Here is an 18,861-nt window from a genome sequence, read left to right as displayed (position 1 = left end):
GTCGCACGGCCTCGCGCACCGCGGCGTCCTGCGCGGCCGCGCGCAGGGCCGCGGCGCTGAGGGACTCGTCACGCTGGTACGTCGTGCATTTGGGCCCGCTCATTTCTCCCCCAGAACGTGCGGCTGCTGTGCCTGGTGCGCGGTGCGCCACTCCCGGTACCGGAGGAACGTCCAGAACACGTATCCCGCCGCGACCACCAGGGTGACCGGTGACCAGATCTCCAGCGTGACGATCACCCAGATCACGGTACCGAGGACCAGGTAGACGACGCAGCCCCCGCCGAAGGCGATCGTCCGCTTGCGCATCGGCCGCAGTCGGGTGGCCAGCGCCTCCCGCCCGCCGGACAGCCGGCGGCCGAGGTCGGCGAGGCGGGACAGCAGGGACCACCGCGGGTGGTAGACCTGCCCGAGCTTCGCCGCCAGCACCAGCTCGCAGACGAGCGGAACCCCGCAGGTCACCGTCGCTGCGGGGATGAACCGCGACAGGAACTCCTCCTCGCCGACCAGGGTCCCCAGGACCAGCGGCACCCCGACCGGCAGCGCGAACAGCAGGGCCACTGCGCCGAGGGCGCGCAGCACCGCCTCTCCGGTACCGGACAGCCGGCGTTCCTCGTCCTCCCGCCACTCGCGCTCCCGGGCCGACGCGGCGGCCTCGTTGGCGCGTCGCACCTCCTCCAGGCGGCGGGCCTCGGCGACGGCGGACGGCAGCGTGCGGACGGCCGCCAGGTGACGGACCGGATCCCCACCGTCGGCCAGCAGTGCGTCGAACCAACCGATGCCGCCCGGTACGGACGCCGCGGCGGACTCCACCCGCTGTCGTAGCGCCCGGGCCCAGTCCGGGGCGACCGCGATGGCCAGCGCCTCCACTCGGATCTCGGTGCCGACGAGTTCCTTCCGGATCCTGGGCGGCAGCGCGGTCGACTCCCGCAGTCCCTCCCACCGGGCGTTCAGATCGCGCCAACGACGGTTGACGTCGGCGAGCTGGTGGGCGCCCTCGCCGAAGGTCGCCAGGGCGGTGAGCAGGTCATGGTCGTACAACTCGTCGACGAGCTCCCGCGCGGTGCGGTGCCCGTCGTCGTCGTTCTCGTGGTCCTGGGTGGACAGGGCGTGTTCGGCGAGGGTGAGCAGATCCTCGGGAAGCATGCGCTTGCCGCGGTAGACGGGCGGCATCGTCGGGTCGAGCCAGTGCAGCAGCCGCAGCAGCTTCGCGTCCGGCGCGTCGGTTCCGGGGAGGTGGACGTCGATCAGGTCCACGAGCTCCTCGGCGCCGTCGTGCTCGGGATCGTCGAACTGGGCCAGCCAGTTGCGCAGTTGGCGCCAGCCCTGGCTGGGGTCGGCGCGTTCCCCCATGGACACGAAGAACCGGCGGGCGGCGGTCGCCCAGTCCGCCGCCAGCGCCCGGGCCAGGGCCGTCTTCTCCGTGTACCTGACGCCGTTGAACCGCAGCGGCCTGCGGCCGGTGGTGCTCGCCGGCTCAGCGCCCCCACCAGGTGAGTCCTCCGGCACCTCCGGGGTGCCGCCCTCGAGCCACCGGCGCACCTCGGCGGCACCCCACCGGCGGCCCGGATCCCTGACCAGCAGCCCGGCGCACAGCAGCCGTACCCGTTCGTCCGCCACATCCGACACGTCGACCGGTCGGGTGGCCAGATGGTGCCGGACCGCCTGCTCCGACAAGCCCTCGAACGGCACGCGGCCCGTGGCCAGTTGCCGGGCGATCACCCCGACCGCCCACCAGTCCTGAGAACCGGACACCTCGGCACTGAACAGGTACTCCGGCGCCGAATACGCCAGCGTCCCGAACACGCGCTGGGTGAACCGGGACGTCGCATCCAGTGACTTGCTCACGCCGAAGTCCGCCAACGCCAACTCCAGCGGCTCCCGCCGGCGCAGGAGCACGTTCGACGGCTTCAGATCGCCGTGCACGATCCCCGCGTCGTGCAGCTGCGCCACCGCCGCCGTCAGCTGGGAGACGACTCCGGACAGGACGGCCGGCGACACCACCGTCCCAGCCTTGACCAGGTCCTCCAACGACCCCCCGGGGAGGTACTCCGACAGCTCGAAGTCACGCCCGTCCGAGAAGCCCGTCTCGACCACGCGCACCACATGGCTGGTGTCCAGTCCCCGCAGACGCTCCCAGACCTCGGGCATGACCCGGATCCCACTGCGGTACACCTTCGCGACGAACTCACCCCCGGCCGCGTCGCGGACCAGCAGCACATCCGCCTCGCGCCCCTGGTGCGGTAACTCCCCGACCACCACGAACCGTTCGGCCAGTGCCGAGGGCAGCCGCAGCAGGGCCGCCGAACCACTACCGCCGTCACGACGCGTCACGGCGGGATCGAGAACGCCACCACCAGAAGTGGCATCGTCACGACGCGTCACATCAGATGACATAGCCGACTCTTCCAAAGCGTCACCCCCGCCTCAGAAGTCTATCCGGCTGGGGCCAACTCATAGTACTCCAGCCGTAGTTCGCGATCTTCGCGGTGGAGGGCCGTCGAGCCCCGCAGTGAGGTCGGCCTGACGGCAGGGTCGGGCGGATCGTCCGCTGCCGGCCGCCCCGGCCGGCAGGCGGCCGGTCGGGCCGGCTCGGGTCAGGCGAAGGACAGGAGCATGACCGGCGTCGTGGTGGGGTGCGCGGAGCCGCCCGCCGGTTCGACGGTGACGCCGATGCCGCGTGCCCCGTCCGGTGGCCCGGTCAGCAGGAGGACGCCGTCGCCGGTGGGCAGCAGGCCGGCCGGGCGCATCGTCCCCGCGTCGTTGAACCACAGCTCGTACGTGCTGCCCTCGGCCGGGGCGGGCATGCCGGAGGCCAGGAAGCCGGCCTGGCCGCGGCTGTTCGACCACACCACCGTGCCCACGCCGGTGCCTCCAGTGGCAGCACCGGTGGCGGTGCGGGCGTCGGGCGCGGTGAGGAGGCCGGCGAAACGGTCCTGCTGCTGCTGGAGCGCGGCGGCGCGGGCCCGTGCCTGTTCGGCCTGCTGGTTCTGCTGCACGGCCACGGCGCCGGCGCCGACGGTCAGCGCGAGACAGGCCGCCAGGGCGAGCTTTGCCCAGCTCCTGGTGAGGCGGCCGCGCCGGCGCCCCGGGGCGGGAGTGACGTTCGGGGCCTCCTGGCGCAGCGTCGGCAGCGCGGCCATCACCCGGTCCTTCAGGGCCGGTGGGGGGAGGAGGGCCTGGGCGGCGCCGAGCCGGGCGAGGGTGGCGGCGAACTCGGCGACTTCCTGGGCGCAGGCCGCGCAGTTGGCCAGGTGGCGTTCGAACTCGGCGCTCTCGGCGGGGTCGAGGGAGTGGGTGGCGTAGGCGCCGGTGAGGGTGTGCAGGTCGGCGGCGCTCATGTTCCTACCCCCAGGCAGTCGCGCAGGCGGATCAGTCCGTCGCGCATGCGGGTCTTGACGGTGCCCAGCGGGGCACCGAGGACGTCGGCGACCTGGGGGTAGGTGTAGCCGCGGTAGTACGCCAGCGTCAACGCCTCGCGTTGGAGTTCGGTGAGCGACTTCATGCATCGCCGCACCTGCTCGCGTTCCAGTCTGCTCTCGACCTGTTCGGCGACCTCGTCGAACTCGGCGGTGCCGGAGGCGGCCGCCGCGCGCCGGTCGCGGTCGGCGGCGGCCTGCGCCGAGCGGACCCGGTCCACCGCGCGCCGGTGGGCGATCGTCAGCACCCACGCCATCACCTCGCCGCGCTCGGCCCGGTAGCGGGCGGCGGTGCGCCAGACCTCCAGCAGCACCTCCTGGGCGACCTCCTCGGACTGGGCGGGGTCCCGCAGCACCCGTCGCACCAGGCCCAGCACCGGGGCGGCCACCGTGTCGTACAGCCGGGAGAAGGCGTCCTGGTCGCCGCGGGCGACTCTGGTGAGGAGCTCTTTGAGGTCCGGGCCCGGCCGTCCGGGGCCCGACAGGTGGACGACGGCGCTCATCCGACCGCTCCTCGGGGGCAACGGGCGGGCGGCGAGCCCCACGGACGGACGGCGGGCATCATGAGCCTCCCCACGACGAGGCCGGGGACGGACCACCGGCCAGGTGTACAGAACTGCGGGCACGTGGTCTTCGGTGCCGACGGGCCGTCGGATTGGTCCCGGCTGTCGCCGGTTTCGCCGCCGGTGTGCGCAGCGGAGATCGGAGCCCCCCTCCCGTCCGGGCCGTTCCTCCGGCAGGGCCCGTCTCCGGGAGCGCGGCGGCCGGAGCGGTGGCGGCCGGAGCGGTGGGTGCTGCGGACCGCTCACCACCGGGGATGGGGCCCTCGGCCCGTGGCGGAACTCGGGCCCGGCGCCGCCGCTGTCGCTGTCACGTTCGGAGCAATCCCCTCCCGGGTGTGCTCCGAAGACACAGTGAGCACAGGTCGGCGGGCCCTGAGGAGGGCCGCCCGTGACGGAGGGCGCACGTGGTGTTCGCAGTGGAAACGTGGCGGGCGGGCGTGCCCGCGGGGCGCCCCGGTGGCGCGGGAGGCGGCACGGTGGCCGTGGTCGGGGCCGGAGTCGCGGGCCTGACGGCTGCCTTCCGGCTGCACCGTGCGGGCCGTGCGGTGCAGCTGTTCGAGGCCGACGAGCGCCTCGGCGGGCACGCCCACACCCAGCGGGCCGTCGGCGCCGACGGCCGCCCGGTGGCGCTGGACACCGGGTTCCTGGTGCACAACGAGCGGACCTACCCGCATCTGGTGGCGATGTTCCGGGAGCTGGGCGTTCCCACCCGGGCGAGCGACATGAGCATGTCGGTGTGCTGCGACGGCTGCGGGCTGGAGTACGCGGGGGCGCGCGGGCCCGGCGGGCTGATCGCACGGCCGGACACGCTGCGGCGAGGCCGGTACCTGCGGATGCTGGGCGAGGTGCCCCGCTTCCACCGCCGGGCCCGCGCCCTGCTGGCCGACCCGGGGGCGGGGGAGCCGACGCTGCGCGAGTTCCTGGTGGCCGGCGGCTTCTCCCGCTACTTCACGGGCCACTTCATGACCCCGCTGGTCGCCGCCGTCTGGTCCTGCGCACCGGACGCGGCCGGCGACTACCCCGCGCGGTACCTGTTCACGTTCCTGGCCAACCACGGCCTGCTGTCCGTCACCGGATCACCGCGCTGGCGCACCGTGGTGGGTGGCTCGCAGGCCTACGTGGCCCGGATCGCCGGGCAGTTGCCCGTGGTCCACCGCGCGGCGCCGGTGCGGGCGGTGCGCCGGCACGGCGACGGCGTGGCGGTGACCACCGAGGACGGCCGTACCGCCGACGTCGACGCCGTGGTGATCGCCACCCACGCGGACCAGGCGCTCGCCCTGCTGGCCGACCCGAGCCGGGCCGAGCGGGAGGTGCTCGGCGCGTTCGGCTACTCACGCAACCCCGCCGTGCTGCACCGCGACGCCTCCCGGCTGCCCGGCGCCCCCCGGGCCCGGGCCTCCTGGAACTACCGGATGGCGCGGTGCTCGGACGGCGCCGCGGGTGTGCGGGTCAGCTACCACCTCAACCGGCTGCTCGGACTCGACACGGCCGAGGACTACCTGGTGACCCTCAACGAGGACCCGGACCACCCCGTCCCGGCCGAGCACGTCATCTCCCGCACCGTGTACGAGCACCCGGTCTACACCCGTGAGAGCGTCGCCGCCCAGGCCGGACTGCCCGCACTCACCACCGGGCGGACCGCGTTCGCCGGCGCCTACCACGGCTGGGGCTTCCACGAGGACGGCTGCCGCTCGGGCCTCACGGCCGCCCACGCCCTGCTCGGGGTGAGCACACCATGACCGCGAACCCGGCAGCCCCGGCCGACGCGGCCGCGCCACCCGTCCTGCCGGGGCCGTGGGGCGCGGCCCTGTACGAGTGCCGGATCTCCCACGTGCGCACCGGCCCGGTGCGCAACGCCTTCACCCACCGCACCTATCTGTGGCTGGTCGACCTCGACCGGCTGCCGGCCATCCCCTGGCCGCTGCGGTTGCTCGCCTCCTTCCCCGCCCGGGAACGAGGGGTGTCGCTGCGCCAGGACCTCGACCGCTACCTGCGCGGCGAGGGCATCGACCTGGCCGGCGGCCGGGTGCGGATGCTGGCCCACGCCCGCTCGCTGGGGTACGTCTTCAACCCGCTGACCCTCTACTGGTGCCGGGACGGCGCCGGCCGCCCGGTCTGCACGGTGGCAGAGGTCCACAACACCTACGGCGGCCGCCACCGCTACCTGCTGAGCCCCGACGAGCGGGGCCGGGCCGACGTGGCGAAGGAGTTCTACGTCTCGCCGTTCTTCCCCGTCGACGGCCGGTACCGGATGACGCTGCCGGAACCGGGCGAGCGCCTCGCCCTGTCCGTCCGACTGGAGCGCGAAGGCGGGCGCCCCTTCACCGCCACCGTGCGCGGCACCCGCCACCCGGCCGGTGTCACCCGGCTGCTGCGGGCCGCGGCCCGCCACCCCCTGTCGACCCTGGCGGTCAGCGCCCACATCCGCTTCCAGGGCATCCGGCTCCTGCTGCGCGGCCTGCCCGTCCATCCCCGCCCCACCCACGCCCCTCATGAGAAGGTTCCCGCCCCATGACCCTGCCAGTCCGGTTCCTCGCGCCGTCGGCGCCTGCGGCGGTCGATGCGCGGCAGTGGCCCGACGTGGCCCGCCTCCCGCACGTCCCGGCCCGCGCGGCGGTGGCCCAGCGGCTGCTGCGCCGCATCGCCCGCCGACGCGGCCTGCGCGTCGAGCTGCCGTACGGCCGTCTGCTCGCCCCCGCTCCCGCCGAAGCCCCGGTGCTGCGCCTGCACCGGCCCGGCGCCTTCTTCCACCGGATCGGGGAGAGCGGGCTGATCGGCTTCGGCGAGTCCTACCAGGCCGGCGACTGGGACTCACCCGACCTGGTCGCGCTGCTCACCGAACTGGCCACCGCCCCCGAGACGCTCGTGCCCACCGGCGCGCACTGGCTGCGCCGCCTGTACGTCAAACGGCCGCCCGCCGCCGAGTTGAGCACGCCCGGCAACGCCCGTGCGAACGTCCACCGGCACTACGACCTCTCCAACGACCTGTTCGCGCTCTTCCTCGACGCCACCATGTCCTACTCCTCGGCGATCTTCCCGACCGGACCGGGCGGAGCGCCGGCCGCCTCCTGGGACCTGTTGGCCGCAGCCCAGCACCGCAAGATCGACCGGCTCCTCGACCTGGCCGACGTGGGGCCGGGCAGCCGGGTGCTGGAGATCGGTACCGGCTGGGGCGAACTCGCGATCCGCGCCGCCACCCGCGGCGCCCGGGTGGTCAGCCTCACCCTCTCCGAGGAACAGCAGGCACTCGCGCGCCTCCGGATCGCCGACGCCGGTCTCGCGGAGCGCGTCGAGGTACGGCTGTGCGACTACCGCGCGGCCGAGGGCGAGTACGACGCGGTGGTGAGCGTGGAGATGATCGAGGCGGTCGGCCGGCCGTTCTGGCCCGTCTACTTCGCCACCATCGACCGCGTCCTGGCACCGGGCGGACGGGTGGCCGTGCAGGCGATCACCATGCCGCACGAGCGGATGCTGGCCAGCAGCGGCACCTACACCTGGATCCTCAAGTACATCTTCCCCGGCGGCCAGATCCCCTCCCTCGATGCGATCCGCCAGGCCACCAGCCGCCACACGACCCTGCGCGTGACGGCCTGCGACCCGTTCGGCCCGCACTACGCGCAGACCCTGCGGCTGTGGCGCCAACGCTTCACCGAACGGGCCGACCTGGTCGACGCCCTCGGCTTCGACCAGGTGTTCCAGCGGATGTGGGAGCTGTACCTGGCCTACTCCGAGGCCGGCTTCCGCACCGGCTACCTCGACGTCCAGCAGATCCTCCTCACCCGTCCGGAGTCCACCCGATGACCCCCGCCCAGTGTCCGGAGGTGCGCAACGCCGAGGCGCTGCGCGAGCACTACGCCCGCACCATCGACGCCTGGCACGACAACCTGCGCGACCAGCGGGCCGAACTCACCGCTCTGGTGGGCGCGGCGACGGTACGGCTGTGGCAGCTCTACCTGGCCGGCAGCTCACCGGCCTTCGCCGAGCGCAGGATGGGCGTGGACCAGATCCTCGCCGTCCGCCCCGCCGCGGACGGCACGAGCGGCGCCCCCGCGACGGCGGGCCGGTGGTACCGGGGGCAGCCGTGAACGGCACCGCCTTCGCCGTCAACCTGGCCGCCACGGCCGGTGTGGCCCTGGCCGTCCTGCTGGCCGCCTTCGTCATCGGGGTGCGTGCCGGCCGCCACCGCGGTGTCGACGTCGCCTGGGGCCTGGCCTTCACCGCCGTCGCCTGGACCGGCTGGGCGCTGTCCGCCGGGCACGGCGACGCGGGACGCCGTCTGCTGGCCACCGCCCTGGTCACCGTGTGGGGGCTGCGGCTGTCGGCGCACATCCGGTCGCGTTCGCGCGGGCACGGGGAGGACCCGCGCTACGACCGGATGCTCGCCAAGGCCCCCGCCGGACGCCGCGACGGCTACGCCCTGCGCGTGGTCTACCTGTTGCAGGCCGCGATCGTCTGGTTCGTGTCCCTGCCGGTGCAGGCCGCCCAGTACCTCACCGCGCCGCTGGGGCCGCTCACCTGGGCCACGCTCGGCCTGTGGGCGGTGGGGATGTTCTTCGAGACCGTGGGCGACTGGCAACTGGCCCGCTTCAAGGCCGATGCCGCGAACCGCGGCAAGATCATGGACCGCGGCCTGTGGGCCCTCACCCGCCACCCCAACTACTTCGGCGACGCCTGCGTCTGGTGGGCCCTGTTCCTGCTCGCGGCGGCCGACCCGGTCGGCTGGGCGTTCGTGCTCAGCCCGGTCCTGATGACCTACCTGCTGGCGTTCGGCAGCGGAAAGCCCCTGCTGGAACGCCGGCTCGGTGCCGACAAGCCGGGCTGGGACGCCTACGTCGCGCGGACCAGCGGCTTCCTGCCGCGCAGGCCACGCCGGTGAACCCGTCGCGGCGAGCGCCCGGTGGGCCGACGGCGGCGCCGACGACCGTCCGCCCCGGCACGGAGAGGCTTCATGTGCAGCGCCTGCCCGAGCGGCCCGCCGCCGCGGTCCTGCTGCTGCACGGCGGCCGCGCGGACAGCATGCGGCCGGTCTCCCGGTTCAGCCTGGCCGCGCTGCGCATGTGCTTCTTCGCGGCGGAGATCGAACACCGCACCTGGGGCGGCGAGATCCTCCTCGCGGCGGTCCGCTACCGGTACCGGGGCTGGAACGGGCACCGCGCCGATCCCGTCCGCGACGCGACCCAGGCCCTCGACGCGCTGTCCGCCCTCGCTCCGGGGGTGCCCGTGATCCTGATCGGGCACTCGATGGGAGGGCGCGCGGCCCTGGCCGCCGCAGGCCACGACACGGTGCGCGGGGTGATCGCGCTGGCGCCCTGGTGCCCGCCCGACGAGCCCGTGGCCCAGTTGCGCGGCAAGGCCGCCGTCTTCCTGCACGACGACACGGACCGCGTCACCTCCGCCGAGCAGACGCGGGCCTTCGCCCGCCGGGCGGAGGCGGCCGGAGCCGACGTCCAGGTGGTGGCGCTGACCGCGGGCGGCCACGCGATGCTCCGCGGCGCCCGCCGCTGGCACCGGCTGACCGCCGACCACACGGCCGCGATCCTGACCAGGGGCCCACACCCGGCGGACACCGCCCGCCGCCCCGGCGGCAGCGGGCGCCGGCTCGGGGCAGACGAAGGGGCCCGCCGTCACCCGGACGGGTGAATCACCGGGTTCCCGGGCCGACCGGGCAAGCCGACGGCCGGGCGGCGCCGAAGGCATGACGTACGAGCCCGCGAGCCGCGGGCTCCGGCATGGGACTGGAGCATGATGCCTGCAGAGCGCATCGACACCCGACTGCTGGAAGAACTCACCGAGCAGTCACAGGACTTGAACAGCGACGCGGCGCGGATCACGCGCGGGGCGCTGGCCGACTTCGGGCAGGCCACCGAGCCCGTCCGGCGTCGCTGGTGGCAGCGCGGCGGGTTCCTGGCCGGCGTGGCGGGCACGGCCGCGCTGCTCGGCGGTACCCGGGCCTTCGCCGACAGCGCGTCGCCGTCCGGATCCGTGGCGGACGACATCATGGCGCTGCAGACCGCCGCGTCGATCGAGAACCTGGCGGTGGCCGTCTACCGGACCGCTGCCGGGCTGCCGTTCATCAAGGACGGCAACAAGACGGTGGCCGCGTTCATCGCCAAGACGACCGAGCAGCACCAGGCCCACGCCAAGGCGTTCAACGCCGCCGCCACGCAGGCCGGCGGCAAGGCCCAGAACGACCCGGACCCGAAGTACAAGGCTGTCGTCGACCAGGCGCTGCCCACCATCAAGGGCCCGGCCGACGTGGTCAAGCTCGCCATCACCCTGGAGGACGTCGCCGCGCAGACCTACACCAAGAACGTCGGACAGGTCTCCAACCCGGACCTGCGCAGGCTCTTCGCCTCCGTCGCCCCCGTGGAGGCCCAGCACCGCGCCACCCTGCTGGCCGTGCAGGCCCTGCTGGCGGGCAACGCCCCGGACCTGATCACCATCCCGGTCGACCCGGCGAAGCTGCCCGCCGCGGCCGGCAGCGTCGGCTTCCCCGACGCCTTCTACCAGACCGACAGTGCTTCGCCGATCAGTGAAGGGGCCGTCAAGTGACCGCGCACGACTGGGAGCTCCAGATCAGCGAAGGCGAACTCGCCCGCCTCACGGCGGACATGGAGGAGGCGCACCGGACGACGCTGCCCGCGATGCGCGCGAGCGCCGTCGACCTGGGTGAGGAGATCCGCGCCCGCCGGGGCGGTGAGCCGCGCGACGCCGGGCGGCGGCGGTTCCTGCTCGGCGCCGGCGGCGCCGCGGTCGCACTCACGCTGGCGGCCTGCTCCAGCAGCAAGTCCACCACCAGTCCCCCCGCCCCTTCCGGCAGTTCCTCCATGCCGCCGTCCGGCTCCGGGTCGGGGCAGTACACCGGCGACCTGTTGGTCGTCGCCCTGGCCGTCGCGCTGGAGAACCAGGCCGTCGGTGCCTACCAGGCCGCCCTCGACGCCGCGAAGGCGGGCAAGCTCGGCACCGTCCCCCCGGCGGTGGCCGCCTTCGTCACCACCGCGATGGGCCAGCACACCGACCACGCCAAGGCGTGGAACGCCGTCCTCACCGGCGCGGGCAAGCCCGCGATCACGAACGTGCCGCTCTCCAACCAGGCCGACACCGCCGAGGCACTGGGCAAGGCCGCCAGCGTGGGCGACGTCGCCAAACTCGCCCTGATGCTGGAGGACCAGGCCGCCCAGACCTACCTCTTCGCGACCTACAACGTCACCAGCCCCGCCGGCATCGCCACCGCCGCCACCATCGCCCCCGTCGAGGCCATGCACGCCGCCATCCTCAACTACGTCCTCGGCCAGTACCCCGTCCCCGACGACTTCCTGCCCACCGACAAGGCCGCCAGCCCCACCCTGCTCACCGTCTGAGCGGCGCCCGGACCGGTGCGTGCCCGGGAGACACCCCCGAGCCCGGGCACGCACCTCCCCGCTGCCCCGGAACGGGCGGCAGATCAGGCCGAGCGGGCGGCCCGCCCGTTCACTCCACACCGCTGTGTCACCCCCGACGCCGCGACCAGTGCCATCACCGACGGACTCACCCCCGCCGACGTCAAGAACCCCTGTCCCACCACCTTCCCCCTACCTCGGCCTGCCCGACGACGGCTACCACCACCCGTCCACCTGACCGGCCGACTGCCGCGGCGCGGCGTGCACGACACCCCGTCCCGCGGCATGCCCACGGCGCCCAACTCCCGGACAGACGAGCGAGAACGAGCCCATGACCCACCCCCGCCCCCACCCCCGTGCGCCGCTGGCCGCCCCCCTCCCGCGAGGGCAGCGCCGTCCTGGAGATCGGCGGCACCCTCGGCGCCCTGATCATCCACACCGACCCGGCCGACGACCGCCGGGAGATCGAGGTCGGCCGCACCGACGACGAGACCACTCGCGCCCACGCGGCCGTCCCAGCCCGCCACCTGACAGCACACACCACCCACTGCGCCGTCGCCTCCCGGCTTCCGCCGGCCGCGGTGCGACGCCAGCCGCGGCGTTCTGCGCATCGACATCGGTGGAACGGCTGGCCGCTGGCCTCCGCTCCCTCGTGGTCACGCCCGCGCCGGTACTGGCGGCGATGGCGGAGGCCGGGGCCGCGACGGTGCGCGAGCGGTTCGGCATCGATGCGATGGCCGCGTCCCCGGCCGACGCCTACCGGGCCACGTGCCGCGAGGACCACCCTGCGGATCAGCCGCGCCACACGGAGCGAAAAGGCGGTGAGTGGGATGTCACGGAACGCAGCTGAGGTGATCGTCGTAGGGGCGGGCCTGTCGGGCCTCGCCTGCGCGTCGGACCTCACCGCCACCGGCCGCGACGTGCTGGTGGTCGAGGCCGGTGACGTCGTGGGCGGGCGGATGCGCACCGACGTGGTGCGGGGCTTCCGCCTCGACCGCGTCTGACCGCCGCACGGTGGTGACCCCCCAGCCGGACCGCAGCAGAGCCCCAGAAAACGCTGCACAAACGATTCGACTGGGCCTCCGGGACCGCATCGCCGCACCGTGGAGGCGTGACTTCGCACACCAGGATTGACAGCGGTCTGAGCTCGGCCGGCACCCGGGTGCCGGTGGCCGAGGACCTGCGTCGCCTCCTGAACCTCGCGGCCCGCGGTGACGAGGCCGCGTTCGAGGCGCTGTACCGCGCGGTCGCCGGACCGGTGTACGCAGTCGCGCAGCGGACGCTGCACAGCCCGGCCCACGCCGAGGAGGTCGCCCAGGAGGTCCTCCTGGAAGTCTGGCGTACCGCCGCCGCCTACCGGCCCGAGCGCGGGTCGGTGATGACGTGGGTGCTGACCATCGCGCACCACCGGGCGGTGGACCGTGTGCGCTCCGCGCAGGCGTCCGCCGAGCGCGATCAGCGGGCCGGCTCCCGGGAACCGTCGCAGGACGATCCGCCGGACGAGCAGGCGGTGCGCTCGCTGGAGCGGCAGCGGGTCCGGTCCGCCCTCACGCACCTGAGCACGGCCCAGCGGGAGGCAGTTGTGCTGGCCTACTACGGCGGCTACACACAGCGGGAGATCGCCCACCGGGTGGGCGTGCCGCTGGGCACCGTCAAGACCCGGATCCGCGACGGCCTCATCCGGCTCCGGACGGCGATCACGCCCGACGGCGATCGTCCCCGGCCGAGCGAGACCGCGTCTCGATTCCTCGAACTTCCCAGCTGCGGGAGGACATCATGACAGTCGACCAGCAGATCCCCACCGGCGGGCGCCCCGCACCCGCGAGCCCTCCCACCGAGACGCCCGAGTGCGAGGCGTCGACGTGCTCGGGCATCTCGACTCCGGAGTCGGTCGAACTGCACACAGCCTGGCCCGGCTGGATTCCCCTGCTGGTGATCGCCGTCCTGGTGCTGTGCTGCGTGGGGTTCGCCGTAGGGAGGATCGCCGGATGGTGACGTCGTCCGTTACTGATGACTCACGGGTGAGCCGTCGTGCTGCGGGTGTCAGCGGCCGGCGACAGTTCCCCGGGTGTGGTCTGGCTCTGCACGGTTTCCGGTCACCGGGCCGTACGCTCATCTGCGGCTGAGCCGAGTGCGGAGACGGCGTCGCCCGTGATGTGCCGGTGGTCCTTGATGCCGGTGGCATCTGATGACCGGGGCTCCAGCCGCGGCTACGAAGCGACCGGCTCGGGCCGGAAGGCCTGGTCGATGTTGTCCTCGACCCAGGCGCGGAGTGCGTTGAGCGGGACGGCGGCGCTGTGGCCGAGCGGGGTGAGGGAGTACTCGACGTGCAGGGGGACGGCGGGGTAGACCGTGCGGTCGAGGATGCCGACGTCCTCCAGGCGGCGGAGTGCCTGGGTGAGGACCTTGGGGCTGACGCCCTGGAGTTTGCGCTGGAGTTCACCGAAGCGCTGGGGGCCGTCTTCGAGGGCGCCGATGGCCAGGGCGGACCACTTGTTGGCGAGCAGGTCGAGCAGAGCGCGGCAGGGGCACTGGGCGGCGTAGACATCGTGGTGCGAGTGCTGGCCGCTCGGGCAGGTGGTCGTCATGCTCACTCTCCTCACCAGGTCACTTCCCTATGGGAAGTAAGAGACCTTGAAGGTAACTATACCCACGGGGATAGCGTCGTGGACGTCATCGAGGGCCGCCAACGGGCCCCCGAAGGTTACTGGTTCAGGGAGATTTCGCATGTCCGCAGACACGATGCGCGCGGTGGTCCAGGACGGCTTCGGCGGGCCGGAGGTGCTGACGGTACGGCAGGTGCCGCGCCCGGTTCCGCTGCCGACCGAGGTGCTGGTGCGGGTGCACGCGGCCGGGATCAACCCGGTGGACTGGAAGACCCGCGGCGGCACCGGCATGGCCGGTCTGCTCGGTGAGCCGCCGTTCACCCTCGGCTGGGACGTGTCCGGCGTGGTGGAGGAGGTCGGCTTCGGTGTGACCACGCTGAAGGTCGGCGACGAGGTGTACGGCATGCCGTGGTTCCCCCGCGTCGCGAACGCCTACGCCGAGTACGTCACCGCCCCGGCCCGCCAGTGGGCCCGCAAGCCCGCCACCCTCGACCACGTGCACGCCGCCGCCGTGCCGCTGGCCGCGCTGACGGCCTGGCAGGCCGTCAGCGACACCGCCCACATCACCGCCGGCCAGCGCGTGCTGGTCACCGCCGCGGCCGGCGGCGTCGGCCACTTCGCCATCCAGTTCGCCAAGCACCTGGGCGCCCACGTGATCGCCACCGCCAGCGCCGCCCGCCACCCCTGGCTCCGGGAACTCGGCGCCGACGAGACCGTCGATTACACCACCACCCGTTTCGAGGACGCCGTCTCCGACATCGACGTCGTCATCGAGCTGGTCGGAGATCCGGTCGACGGTTCCAGCTCCCGCTCGCTCAAGGTGCTGCGCCCCGGCGGCCTGCTGGTCACGATCCCGGCCGGCGTCTCCCCGGAACTCGCGCTGGCCGCCGAGGCCGTCGGGGTCCGAGTGACGCCGTTCCTGGTCGAGCCGGACGGCACCGCGCTGACCACGATCGCGGGGCTGATCGACGCCGGCGAGGTCGCCGTCGAGGTCGAGGAGACCTTCCCGCTGGAGCAGGCCGCTCGGGCCCACGCCCGCGGCGAGGCCGGTCGCACCCGCGGCAAGCTGGTCCTCACCGTCGCCGACTGACCGCCGCCAACTGACCGTCACCAACTGACCGTCACCGCAATCGCTTCGGAGCATCACATGTACTACGAGATCCGCCGCTACCAGGCCCAGCCGGGGCGCCGCGACGACTGGGTGCGGTACATGGAGGACGTGGTCATCCCGTTCCAGGCCTCCCTGGGCATGGACGTGACCGCCTCCTTCGTCGACGCCGAGGACGAGGACGGCTACGTCTGGGTCCGCCGCTTCGAGGACGAGGCCCAGAGCGAGGCCGTGTCTGCGGCGGTCTACCAGCACGACCGCTGGAAGAACGAGATCGGCCCGGCCGTCCACGGCCTGCTGATCCCGGAGAAGTCCGTCGTCACCAAGGTCCTCCCCACCCCCGCCTCTTCCCTGAAGTAGCGGCCGCCCCACCGCAGGCAAGGAACTCCGCCATGAGCAGCGACATCCTCCAGAAGTCCACCCCCGCCTCCTCGATCAGTCAGGCCGCCGCCGGCGCCCTGATCGCCGCCGTGCACGCCGCCGCCGCCCGGATCGGCTTCACCGCAGCCGTCGCCGTCACCGACCACGGCGGGCACCTCAAGGCGTTCGACCGGGCCGACGACGCGCCCTTCCTCACCGCCGAGGTCGCCCTCGACAAGGCCTGGACCGCAGCCGCCTTCCACACCCCCACCCACGGGTGGAACGACTACCTGGCCAACCCGAAGATCGCGCCGCTGGGCGGCCATCCCCGGCTGATGGCGGTCGGCGGCGGCTACCCGATCACCGAGAGCGGCCGCTGCGTCGGCGGCCTCGGCATCTCCGGCGGCAGCTACGAACAGGACCGGCAGGCCGCCGAGGAGGCCCTCGCCGCCCTCGGGTTCGAGCTGCCGGCCCGCTGAGACCGCGTCGGGCACCGGTGCCCCGCGTCCGCCTCCGGCCGCCGCCCGGCCCGCGCCGACAGGTCGGAGGCGGGCACGTCGATGCGGCGCTGCACGACCACTACGGCTTCGACACCGCGGTCGGCCGGGTCATCGTCACCCTGGAACTCCACGCCGATCAGCCGGCCTGACACACGGCCACCGTCTGGGGCGGCTGCCAGCCGGGCGCCCGCCGCGACGGCAGGCCTGATCTCCTCACGAGACGGCGGCCTTCCAGACCCACGAGGTGACGCGCGGCCGGTCAGCGAGCTCGCCCCGGCCGGTGGACCACAGGAGGACCTGGACAGGGTCACCAGCCGGAGCACCAGGGAACAACCGGCTGAGCACCCCGGCACACAGATCCTGCGGGGGCCGCCACGCAATCCCCAGCCCCCGGGTGATGTCATGCGTGTGAAGGAGCGTCTCGGCGACCCCCATCGCGGCGAACCCCGCAGGATCACACGGCCCCCAGTGCCAGGCGCGATCACCGGGTGCGGCTGCGGCGACCGCAGTGCTCAGCAGTCTTCCGCAAGCGGTCACCACCCCGAGCACCTCACGCGCCGGCGCATGGGCGTTGACGACGAGGTCAAAGGGCAGATAGGCCTCCGCCGGACGGGCCGCCAGCTGTCCGGCATAGGCCAGCAGGTCGTGCGCGACGTGCGCGGCAGTCTGCCGGCAACTCCACTCCAGCGCCCCTGCGCGGGCCTGCCAGTCCCCGGACTCGTGCGGGCCGAGCACCCGAACCATCTCGTCCACAGCCCGGTCGACGTCTCGACTGCCGATGCCATCCATGCCGTGATCGTCGCAGCGTCGGCAGCCAACAACAAGCGCAATCCGACCGCTGACGAAAGCCGCCCGGACGCATCCTGCCGGGGAGGTCGAAGGTGACGTCGATCAAGGGCACGGGCAGGCCGGCGGTGGCTTGGGCGCAGGCGTTGGCCGTTGTCCTGGGTGGTGACGGCCCAGGACAACGGCGGCGTCGACGCGCCGGAGCTCCCGCACCGCGGTACCGGGGCTGGCGGTGGGGAGGGCGGCCGTCAGTCCGAAGCGGGTGAACGTCTCACGTCGCATCGCCTCCCGCGTTGCTCGGCGGGTCTCGGGCGTGCTCGGTGAGGAGACGTGGGCACGGACGTCGATGGGGCCTGGTGCGGTCGCGGTCAGGCGGCGCCTGCGCGTGTGGTGAAGGTGCTCACGGCGGCGGACAGCGCCGCGAACGCGCGGGCCAGGTCGTCCTGGGTGGAGGGGACGGCTCGGCGCATCAGGACGAAGCCATGGACGTGGCCGACGGCTTCGAGGAAGGTCGTGGGCACACCAGCCGTGATGAGGGCGGCCGCGTACGCGCGGCCCTCGTCGCGGACCGGGTCCTCGCCCGCGGTGAGTACCACGGCCGGCGGCAGGCCGGCGAGGTCGCCGAGCAGCGGGGAGGCGTGCCGGTCGTGGACGTCGGCGCGGTACTGCTCGTAGTACCAGCGCCGCCCGGCCTCGGTCAGCACGCGCCCTTCGGCGAACTCGTCCTGTGACGGGTAGGTGCGCGAGGAGTCGGTGGCCGGGTAGACGGCCATCTGCGCGAGCACCGGTACGTCGGCCGGGGTGTCGCGCAGGGTCGTCGCCGTCACGATCGCGAGGGTGCCACCAGCGCTGTCGCCGCCCAGCACCAGGGAGGCTGCCGCGCGGCCGAGTTCGGCCGATTGCGAGGCGACCCAGCGGGCGGCGTCCTCGGCGTCCTCGACCGCGGCGGGGTACGGCGCCTCCGGGGCGAGCCGGTAGTCGACGAGCACCACCGGGAGGTCGAGCTGCCGGGCTGCCTCGGCGGCGAAGGCGCGGTGGGTTCCCAGGTCGCCGGTGACGAACCCCCCGCCGTGGTACCAGAGGACGACCGGTCCGGCTTCGCGGGTGGCTCGCGCATCGAGCAGGAGGCCGGCGATCGTGCCGGAGCGGGTCGGGATCGCCAGCAGCTGCTGCACCGCGATCTCGCCGACAGGCAGGTCCGCGGCGTCGACCGATGCGCGCAGTCCGGCCCGTGCCTGTTCAGGAGTCTGTGTCTCGACTCCGGGTGCACCGCGGGCGGAGATGTACGTCAGAAGAGCCGCGACGTCGGGACGGGGCATGGTCGCCTCCCAGTGATGTCAGATTATGACATCACTCAGCCTAGCAGTCGATGTCAGAATCTGACATCACTGGTATGATCACGCCGTGAGCCGATGGGAACCGGGAAGTCGCCAACGACTGCAAGCCGCCGCTCTCGACCTGTTCGTGGAACACGGCTACGCCGCCACGACGACTGCGGCCATCGCCGAGCGGGCCGGGGTGACCGACCGGACCTTCTACCGCCACTTCAAGGACAAGAGCGAAGTGCTCTTCGGTGCCGAGAGCCGGATCGAGCAGCTCCTGGTCGACGCCGTCACGGCCTCGAAGTCCCCGGCCGCTGGCGCCCTGCGCGAAGCCCTGCTCGCACTCGGCCGGGACTTCCAGCCACGCCGAACCCAGGCTGCCAGACGGGCGGCGGTCATCGAGACCGTCCCCGACCTGGCCGAGCGCGAGCTGTGGAAACTCCGCAGCTGGTCGCAGGCGCTGACCCGGGTATTCGTCGCGCGGGGCGAGAGCGCCTTCACGGCAGGCGCCCAGGTCGAAGTCGCCCTGGCCCTGTTCCGCACCGCCTTCCACCACTGGACGCACGAGGACGACCCGCCGAACCTCGACGACCTGATCCAGGACGCCTACACCGCGGTCGGGCTCAACTAGCGCTGTGGCCACATAGGTTCACCGAGGTGGCACCAGCGAACTGACTGGATACCCCACGACGGTCCGTCCGAAGATGCCAGAAGCCGTGCCGGACTCGCTCTGCCCGCAAACGGCCGCCTCGGCTCGTTGTCCGGTCAGTGGGTGAAGCGCGGGTCCGATGTGTCGTACTGGTATCCCCGGGACAGAACCC

Annotated in this window: 23 protein-coding genes; 17 read left to right on the top strand and 6 right to left on the bottom strand. The window is 73.3% G+C overall.

The features are described 5' to 3' along the window. Nucleotides 1-99 precede the first annotated feature (99 nt). The 3 genes from BG452_RS27230 to sigK all read right to left on the bottom strand — a co-directional run bounded on the left by BG452_RS27230 (nt 100) and on the right by sigK (nt 3,919). The gene (locus tag BG452_RS27230) at nt 100-2,331 is read right to left on the bottom strand and encodes a serine/threonine-protein kinase (protein WP_188306995.1); all 2,232 of its coding nucleotides are present in this window, start codon (nt 2,329-2,331) and stop codon (nt 100-102) included. Between the two features lie 263 nt (nt 2,332-2,594). Next, nucleotides 2,595-3,338, bottom strand: a complete 744-nt coding sequence (locus BG452_RS27225; protein WP_188306994.1) for an anti-sigma factor domain-containing protein — start codon at nt 3,336-3,338, stop codon at nt 2,595-2,597. Next, a complete protein-coding gene (gene sigK, locus BG452_RS27220; RefSeq protein WP_188306993.1) occupies nt 3,335-3,919 on the bottom strand; it encodes an ECF RNA polymerase sigma factor SigK in 585 nt (194 codons plus the stop codon). The genes BG452_RS27225 and sigK overlap by 4 nt, the downstream gene beginning before the upstream one ends. A 536-nt stretch (nt 3,920-4,455) precedes the next feature. On the opposite strand from sigK, the gene BG452_RS27215 reads away from it, so the two are divergent. From BG452_RS27215 to BG452_RS27160, 12 genes are all read left to right on the top strand, one after another. After that, on the top strand, nt 4,456-5,718 hold the full coding sequence (locus BG452_RS27215; RefSeq protein WP_188306992.1) for an NAD(P)/FAD-dependent oxidoreductase: 1,263 nt from the start codon (nt 4,456-4,458) through the stop codon (nt 5,716-5,718). Next, on the top strand, nt 5,715-6,494 hold the full coding sequence (locus BG452_RS27210) for a DUF1365 domain-containing protein (RefSeq protein WP_188306991.1): 780 nt from the start codon (nt 5,715-5,717) through the stop codon (nt 6,492-6,494). The genes BG452_RS27215 and BG452_RS27210 overlap by 4 nt, the downstream gene beginning before the upstream one ends. Continuing rightward, the gene (locus tag BG452_RS27205; protein WP_188306990.1) at nt 6,491-7,780 is read left to right on the top strand and encodes an SAM-dependent methyltransferase; all 1,290 of its coding nucleotides are present in this window, start codon (nt 6,491-6,493) and stop codon (nt 7,778-7,780) included. Before BG452_RS27210 ends, BG452_RS27205 begins: the two co-directional genes overlap by 4 nt. Continuing rightward, complete coding sequence (locus BG452_RS27200) at nt 7,777-8,064, top strand: class I SAM-dependent methyltransferase (RefSeq protein WP_188306989.1); 288 nt, start codon at nt 7,777-7,779, stop codon at nt 8,062-8,064. Before BG452_RS27205 ends, BG452_RS27200 begins: the two co-directional genes overlap by 4 nt. After that, the gene (locus BG452_RS27195) at nt 8,061-8,855 is read left to right on the top strand and encodes a DUF1295 domain-containing protein (RefSeq protein WP_188306988.1); all 795 of its coding nucleotides are present in this window, start codon (nt 8,061-8,063) and stop codon (nt 8,853-8,855) included. The genes BG452_RS27200 and BG452_RS27195 overlap by 4 nt, the downstream gene beginning before the upstream one ends. 74 nt (nt 8,856-8,929) lie before the next feature. Next, complete coding sequence (locus BG452_RS27190) at nt 8,930-9,619, top strand: alpha/beta fold hydrolase (protein WP_317621250.1); 690 nt, start codon at nt 8,930-8,932, stop codon at nt 9,617-9,619. A 102-nt stretch (nt 9,620-9,721) separates the two neighbouring features. Then, nucleotides 9,722-10,531, top strand: a complete 810-nt coding sequence (locus BG452_RS27185; RefSeq protein ID WP_188306987.1) for a ferritin-like domain-containing protein — start codon at nt 9,722-9,724, stop codon at nt 10,529-10,531. Then, entirely contained in the window at nt 10,528-11,340 is an 813-nt protein-coding gene (locus BG452_RS27180; protein WP_317621249.1) for a ferritin-like domain-containing protein, read from the top strand. The genes BG452_RS27185 and BG452_RS27180 overlap by 4 nt, the downstream gene beginning before the upstream one ends. A gap of 637 nt (nt 11,341-11,977) precedes the next feature. Continuing rightward, the gene (locus BG452_RS27175) at nt 11,978-12,208 is read left to right on the top strand and encodes a hypothetical protein (protein WP_188307006.1); all 231 of its coding nucleotides are present in this window, start codon (nt 11,978-11,980) and stop codon (nt 12,206-12,208) included. Nucleotide 12,209: 1 nt separating this feature from the next. Then, nucleotides 12,210-12,362, top strand: a complete 153-nt coding sequence (locus BG452_RS27170; protein WP_317621248.1) for an FAD-dependent oxidoreductase — start codon at nt 12,210-12,212, stop codon at nt 12,360-12,362. A gap of 107 nt (nt 12,363-12,469) precedes the next feature. Next, nucleotides 12,470-13,138, top strand: a complete 669-nt coding sequence (locus tag BG452_RS27165; protein WP_317621247.1) for a sigma-70 family RNA polymerase sigma factor — start codon at nt 12,470-12,472, stop codon at nt 13,136-13,138. Then, nucleotides 13,135-13,353 (top strand): DUF6480 family protein, encoded by a 219-nt coding sequence (locus tag BG452_RS27160; protein WP_188306985.1) that lies wholly within the window; start codon nt 13,135-13,137, stop codon nt 13,351-13,353. The genes BG452_RS27165 and BG452_RS27160 overlap by 4 nt, the downstream gene beginning before the upstream one ends. 215 nt (nt 13,354-13,568) lie before the next feature. Here the strand turns inward: BG452_RS27160 and BG452_RS27155 are convergent, their stop codons facing one another. Further along, nucleotides 13,569-13,946: a winged helix-turn-helix transcriptional regulator gene (locus BG452_RS27155; RefSeq protein ID WP_188306984.1), complete on the bottom strand. Its 378-nt coding sequence runs from the start codon at nt 13,944-13,946 to the stop codon at nt 13,569-13,571. Between the two features lie 139 nt (nt 13,947-14,085). Between BG452_RS27155 and BG452_RS27150 the strand changes: the two genes are divergently transcribed. Genes BG452_RS27150 through BG452_RS27135 form a run of 4 tightly spaced genes read left to right on the top strand, consistent with a single transcriptional unit; the run spans nt 14,086 to nt 16,081 of the window. Continuing rightward, complete coding sequence (locus BG452_RS27150) at nt 14,086-15,054, top strand: NADP-dependent oxidoreductase (protein ID WP_188306983.1); 969 nt, start codon at nt 14,086-14,088, stop codon at nt 15,052-15,054. 57 nt (nt 15,055-15,111) lie between these two features. Next, nucleotides 15,112-15,432: an NIPSNAP family protein gene (locus BG452_RS27145; RefSeq protein ID WP_188306982.1), complete on the top strand. Its 321-nt coding sequence runs from the start codon at nt 15,112-15,114 to the stop codon at nt 15,430-15,432. A 32-nt stretch (nt 15,433-15,464) separates the two neighbouring features. Continuing rightward, nucleotides 15,465-15,911, top strand: coding sequence for a GlcG/HbpS family heme-binding protein (locus BG452_RS27140; protein ID WP_188306981.1), 447 nt, complete (start codon nt 15,465-15,467; stop codon nt 15,909-15,911). 17 nt (nt 15,912-15,928) lie between these two features. Further along, complete coding sequence (locus BG452_RS27135) at nt 15,929-16,081, top strand: hypothetical protein (protein ID WP_188306980.1); 153 nt, start codon at nt 15,929-15,931, stop codon at nt 16,079-16,081. Nucleotides 16,082-16,145: 64 nt separating this feature from the next. Here the strand turns inward: BG452_RS27135 and BG452_RS27130 are convergent, their stop codons facing one another. Both BG452_RS27130 and BG452_RS27125 read right to left on the bottom strand, forming a co-directional pair. Continuing rightward, the gene (locus BG452_RS27130; protein WP_223242780.1) at nt 16,146-16,721 is read right to left on the bottom strand and encodes a maleylpyruvate isomerase N-terminal domain-containing protein; all 576 of its coding nucleotides are present in this window, start codon (nt 16,719-16,721) and stop codon (nt 16,146-16,148) included. Nucleotides 16,722-17,086: 365 nt separating this feature from the next. Further along, nucleotides 17,087-18,037 carry an alpha/beta hydrolase gene (locus BG452_RS27125; RefSeq protein WP_188306979.1) on the bottom strand — a complete coding sequence of 317 codons (951 nt, stop codon included), beginning with the start codon at nt 18,035-18,037 and terminating at the stop codon, nt 17,087-17,089. Nucleotides 18,038-18,122: 85 nt separating this feature from the next. On the opposite strand from BG452_RS27125, the gene BG452_RS27120 reads away from it, so the two are divergent. Further along, nucleotides 18,123-18,671, top strand: coding sequence for a TetR/AcrR family transcriptional regulator (locus tag BG452_RS27120; RefSeq protein ID WP_188306978.1), 549 nt, complete (start codon nt 18,123-18,125; stop codon nt 18,669-18,671). Nucleotides 18,672-18,861: the final 190 nt, after the last annotated feature.

This window comes from Streptomyces sp. CBMA123, assembly GCF_014596465.1.
GTDB lineage: Bacteria > Actinomycetota > Actinomycetes > Streptomycetales > Streptomycetaceae > Kitasatospora.
The sequence above is the reverse complement of the archived record's forward strand: the minus strand, read 5'-3'. Positions and strand labels throughout refer to the sequence as shown.

Excerpts from the sequence above, each read along its gene's own strand:
- BG452_RS27225 (WP_188306994.1), bottom strand. The coding sequence starts at position 3,338 with ATGAGCGCCGCCGACCTGCACACCCTCACCGGCGCCTACGCCACCCAC.
- sigK (WP_188306993.1), bottom strand. The coding sequence starts at position 3,919 with ATGAGCGCCGTCGTCCACCTGTCGGGCCCCGGACGGCCGGGCCCGGAC.
- BG452_RS27210 (WP_188306991.1), top strand. The coding sequence starts at position 5,715 with ATGACCGCGAACCCGGCAGCCCCGGCCGACGCGGCCGCGCCACCCGTC.
- BG452_RS27205 (WP_188306990.1), top strand. The coding sequence starts at position 6,491 with ATGACCCTGCCAGTCCGGTTCCTCGCGCCGTCGGCGCCTGCGGCGGTC.
- BG452_RS27200 (WP_188306989.1), top strand. The coding sequence starts at position 7,777 with ATGACCCCCGCCCAGTGTCCGGAGGTGCGCAACGCCGAGGCGCTGCGC.
- BG452_RS27185 (WP_188306987.1), top strand. The coding sequence starts at position 9,722 with ATGATGCCTGCAGAGCGCATCGACACCCGACTGCTGGAAGAACTCACC.
- BG452_RS27160 (WP_188306985.1), top strand. The coding sequence starts at position 13,135 with ATGACAGTCGACCAGCAGATCCCCACCGGCGGGCGCCCCGCACCCGCG.
- BG452_RS27155 (WP_188306984.1), bottom strand. The coding sequence starts at position 13,946 with ATGACGACCACCTGCCCGAGCGGCCAGCACTCGCACCACGATGTCTAC.
- BG452_RS27150 (WP_188306983.1), top strand. The coding sequence starts at position 14,086 with ATGTCCGCAGACACGATGCGCGCGGTGGTCCAGGACGGCTTCGGCGGG.
- BG452_RS27145 (WP_188306982.1), top strand. The coding sequence starts at position 15,112 with ATGTACTACGAGATCCGCCGCTACCAGGCCCAGCCGGGGCGCCGCGAC.
- BG452_RS27140 (WP_188306981.1), top strand. The coding sequence starts at position 15,465 with ATGAGCAGCGACATCCTCCAGAAGTCCACCCCCGCCTCCTCGATCAGT.
- BG452_RS27130 (WP_223242780.1), bottom strand. The coding sequence starts at position 16,721 with ATGGATGGCATCGGCAGTCGAGACGTCGACCGGGCTGTGGACGAGATG.
- BG452_RS27125 (WP_188306979.1), bottom strand. The coding sequence starts at position 18,037 with ATGCCCCGTCCCGACGTCGCGGCTCTTCTGACGTACATCTCCGCCCGC.